The sequence below is a fragment of the Vibrio sp. 03_296 genome, assembly GCF_002265885.1.
Genome location: NZ_NPKW01000659.1, coordinates 1 through 998 on the forward strand (window position 1 = coordinate 1; position 998 = coordinate 998).

Below are 998 nucleotides of genomic sequence, written 5' to 3' on the forward strand. Positions count from 1 at the left end.
TGCCAATTAGCCATGCCGACTCCAAGCCTAGAGAACCGCATCTTCACCACCAGAATCAGCTGTTGGTGGGTTGTCTGAATCATCWTTTTGGCCAGAAATCGTGCTGGTTGGCGACAACTCTATTTCAAACCATCCCTGCTTGCTCTCTCCGTTATCAAAAAGAACTTCATAGTTGAATCTGTCGATCATGGTTAATGCTGTTTGAGACGGGGCTTGATAAATCAATTCCTGATTCACAATTTGCACTTCACCATGTTCTGCTGGGCGCGTAATACGCAGTTGGAACTTCCCTTTGTATTCAGATTCAAGAGGCTTCACATTCAGTGAGCTACCAAACTTGAGCTTAAGTTTGCCTGCTTCACACTAGGCGTCGTGGCATGCACCGTTAATGTCAAACTATGAGTAACCGCCTCTCCTTGTTCGTCACGAACCGTTGCACTGAACACAAGCTTTTCATTGCCAACGGATTGAGAAGGAATCACGACGATTGCAACCGACTTATCCGCATTAAGTATTGTCGCTTTACGCCCAGAGACTTGTTCATTGAACTGGTGGTTGTTGGAATCAATGTCTTTTAATTGCACAACCGACAGTTCAATACGCTCGTCCGCACTGACTTGCAACTTAGAGGCGTTAACACGAAAAGTATGTAAGTCGTTGACTGGCAGAATGTTGATCGAAACCGTGGCAATATTTGAGGTCGTCCCCTCGACATTCGTCACTTGGAACGTGAAACTGTCTTTGCCAGCAAAGTTCGCTTGGGGTACATATTGACCATTGTGAATCAGCCCATTTCTCGGCAGTTCCACAATCTTAACCTCTCCTCCTTTGCCTGCTAATTGCTGCAAGTTGAGGATGACACTTTCATCTTCACGTCCTTCAAGGGTGATGTTATCGATCACTAAAGCCTTCGGTTTAACAAAACTGAATGATCAATGTTGCTTGAGACATCAGTCCTTGAGGGTCTTTGATCTCATACGTCACCGTTGTGCTCGTTT

The 998-nt window shown here is 45.3% G+C and carries 2 protein-coding genes; both read right to left on the bottom strand.

From position 1 onward, the window contains the following. Positions 1-27: 27 nt before the first annotated feature. A complete protein-coding gene (locus tag CIK04_RS34275) occupies positions 28-318 on the bottom strand; it encodes a hypothetical protein (RefSeq protein WP_325205881.1) in 291 nt (96 codons plus the stop codon). Positions 319-320: 2 nt separating this feature from the next. Beyond that, positions 321-902, bottom strand: coding sequence for a hypothetical protein (locus tag CIK04_RS34280; RefSeq protein ID WP_325205882.1), 582 nt, complete (start codon positions 900-902; stop codon positions 321-323). Between the last annotated feature and the right edge of the window lie 96 nt (positions 903-998).